This window comes from Mycobacterium sp. TH-M103 (assembly GCF_057473785.1).
In genome coordinates this window covers 1-2,856 of record NZ_JBYCLG010000374.1, presented here as the reverse complement: position 1 = coordinate 2,856, position 2,856 = coordinate 1, and the positions used below count along the sequence as shown (strand labels likewise).

At 72.0% G+C, this 2,856-nt stretch carries 4 protein-coding genes; all 4 read right to left on the bottom strand.

Annotation, left to right across the window (positions count from 1 at the left end):
- The coding region (locus AC2VOR_RS20685) for a beta-ketoacyl-[acyl-carrier-protein] synthase family protein (RefSeq protein WP_486964430.1) at window positions 1-721 on the bottom strand (721 nt) is incomplete at its 3' end.
- Complete coding sequence (locus tag AC2VOR_RS20680) at window positions 718-1,161, bottom strand: hotdog family protein (protein ID WP_486964429.1); 444 nt, start codon at window positions 1,159-1,161, stop codon at window positions 718-720. The genes AC2VOR_RS20685 and AC2VOR_RS20680, both read right to left, overlap by 4 nt.
- A 7-nt stretch (window positions 1,162-1,168) precedes the next feature.
- Entirely contained in the window at window positions 1,169-1,669 is a 501-nt protein-coding gene (locus AC2VOR_RS20675; protein ID WP_486964428.1) for a MaoC family dehydratase, read from the bottom strand.
- A complete protein-coding gene (locus AC2VOR_RS20670; protein ID WP_486964427.1) occupies window positions 1,659-2,774 on the bottom strand; it encodes an acyl-CoA dehydrogenase family protein in 1,116 nt (371 codons plus the stop codon). The genes AC2VOR_RS20675 and AC2VOR_RS20670 overlap by 11 nt, the downstream gene beginning before the upstream one ends.
- Between the last annotated feature and the right edge of the window lie 82 nt (window positions 2,775-2,856).

The following is a 2,856-nucleotide window of genomic DNA, read 5'->3' as shown; positions in this document are numbered from 1 at the left end:
CGATGTCGGCGTTGGCGATCAGCACACCCGCTCCCCCGTGCACCCGCATCACCGTTTCCAGCATGTGGATCGGGTCGGCGATCATCGGGCTGGCGAGTACGTCGTCCACGGTGATCGGGGTGCCATGGAACACCGAGCCCGGGTGCGCGCACGCGTTGGTGCGTTGGTCCACCGCGATCTCGGCGATCGCGGCCGGGTCGTAGCCGAACTCGGCCGCGTACCGCTGGGCGATCTGCGCATACGGTGCGTTCTGGCCCACGTTGCCGTACGGGATTTCGAACTCGGCCTGTGGTGACCCGTAGTTGTTCGACGACGCCCCATACCAATTCGGGGCGGCGGCCGGCCTGGTCGCCGACTGGGGCAGCGCTGCCGATCCGGGCACGACGGCCAGCACCGCATCGCAGACGCCCAGTTCCACCGCGGCCGCGGCCCGCCACACCATTCCCGCCGAGGTGGCTCCGCCCAGGTCGACCCGCTCGCCGAAATCCAATGCCAGGCCCAGGTATTCGCACAGCGTGGCGGGCGCGAACATCGCCGATTCGGCCACGCCGTGGGTGATCAGACCGTTGACGGCGGCGGGGTCGACGCCGGCGTCCTCGACGACCAGCTTCGCCAACGCGGCGTACTGGTCGAGGGTGAACGAGGGCGGCGCGGTGGGCCGTCGCTCGGCGGGCAGCTCGGCGATGCCGACGATGGCCGCCTGGCCGCGCAGCCCCGTCATGCCGGCGTTCCGCGCCGGGGCAGCTGCACCGTCGCCGTCCCGGGCATCAGCACGGTGTCCCCGCGGCGGCCGGCGATGTCGAGGTCCACCAGCCCGGCGCCCCCGTCGGTGAGGCGGGTGCCGGTGATGACCCCGCCGAATTGCAGCGACTCGCCCGGATAGGCCACGGCCCGGTTCTGCACCGAGAAGGACACCAAGCGGCCGCGTCCGCCGATCCAGTCGCCGATCGCACGCGCCAGCAGCGCCGCCTGCAACGGGCCCTGGACCAGCACGTCGTCGTAGCCTTCCTCGTGCGCCCACTGCTTGTCGTAGTGGATGCGGTGGCCGTTGTAGGTGGCGGCGCTGAAGAAGAACAGCTGGGTTTCGTCGACGGTGACGTTCAGCGCCGGGATCTGCTCCCCCGCGTTGACGTCGTCGAAAAAGACCTGTCGGTCGGTCAAGGCGCTCCTAAGGCCGGGCGATCATCGAGGTGGAGGCTTCGGCGACCAGGTCGCCCTGCTGGTTGCGGTAGATCGTGTGCCAGGTCACGAGAACGAATCTGCCCGAGCGGCCTTCTTTTTCGGTGATCGACTCGATGGTGCGGACCATGTCGATCTGGTCCCGGTGATAGGCGGGCAGGTGGAAGGTGAAGCTCTCCCCGCCCGCCATCCGCTTGGGGGCGCGGGGGAACGCCAGGCTGCCCGAGACGGCGCCGGAGGAACCGTCGGGCCGCAGCGTGTCGAGGTGCGTGACGCCGAGCACGGCGTACTGCAGGAACAGCGGTGGGCAGATGACGTCGCGATACCCGTGGGCCCGGGCGTACTCGGGGTCGAACCACAGCGGGTTGCGGTCGCCGACCGCGGCCGCCCAGCGTTGCCAGTCGCGCCGGTTCACCTCGCCCGTCGCCGCGGCGGCGACCGTGCCCACCCGCGACGCCGACTCGGCGTCGATCAGGCTGTCATCGTTCATCGTTCGGGGCCTCCTCCAGCCATGCCGCGGCGACGTCGGCCCCGCCCCCGAGCGTCGAGCCCAGCCGGGCCCGTTCGCTCCACAGATGCAGGTCCGTCTCGGTCACATAACCCATGCCGCCGTGCAACTGATGCGCGTTCAGGGTGATCAGCCGGGCCGCGCGGGCGGCGTGCATGCGGGCGACGGCCGTCTCCCGGGTCGCGGTGTGCCCGCGGGCGATCCGGAAGACCGCCGCGTGTGCGGCCAAACGCGCTGCCGCCAGGGCGATGTGCATGTCGGCGACCAGGTGCTGGGCGGCCTGGAACGACGCGATCGCCCGGCCGAACTGATGACGCAGCGTGGTGTATTCCACGGTGCGCTCCAGCACCGCCTGGCCGATGCCCACCAGGTCCAGCGATCCCAATGCCGCCGCCGTGTTGGCCAGCCGGCGCAGCGCGGGCTCGCCCACGCCGTCGCCGAGCAGCGCGTCGGCCGGCACCGCCACGTCGTCGAAGCGCACAGTGAAAGCCCGGTGCCCGCCGGCCATGTCGAGGGGCTCGACGGCGAGCCCGTCGGCGCGGGTGTCGACGACGAGGACGAGGGTGCGGCCGGGCGCGGCGGCCGACACCACGACGAGGTCGGCGACGTCGGCGTCGGCGACGTAGTCGACGGTTCCGCTGAGCCGCCAGCGCGTCGGCTCCGGAACGGCTTGCACGGCAGGCGATACGGCCGCGGCGTCGCGGGCATTCCACAACGCCGTGGCGCCGTGGAGGCCGCCGTGGGCCAGCGGCGGCAGCCAGGCCGCCTTCGGCGCGGGCGTTCCCAGCTGGTCGATCGCCAGGACCGCATGCACGGTGCTGTGCACCATCGTCGGGCACAGGGCGCGGCCCGTTTCGGTGTAGAAGACGGCGAGGTCGTCGAGCGAGCCCCCGGAACCGCCGTACTCCTCGGCGACGACGAGCCCGAAGATCCCGGCAGCGGCCAGTGCCTTCCACAGGGCCGGCGCGCTGCGGTCGGCGCCGGGCCGGGACAGCGAGCGCACCAGGCTCACCGGGCATTCCGCCGCCAGCAGCGCCCGCGCTGCCGAGGCGAACTCGCGCTGTTCGTCGGTGGGGAGCAGTCTCATCGCTCAGCGTCCGTACGAGGGCATGCCGTGGCCGCGCTGGGCGATGATGTCGCGGAGCACCTCGTTGGTGCCGCCGCCGAAG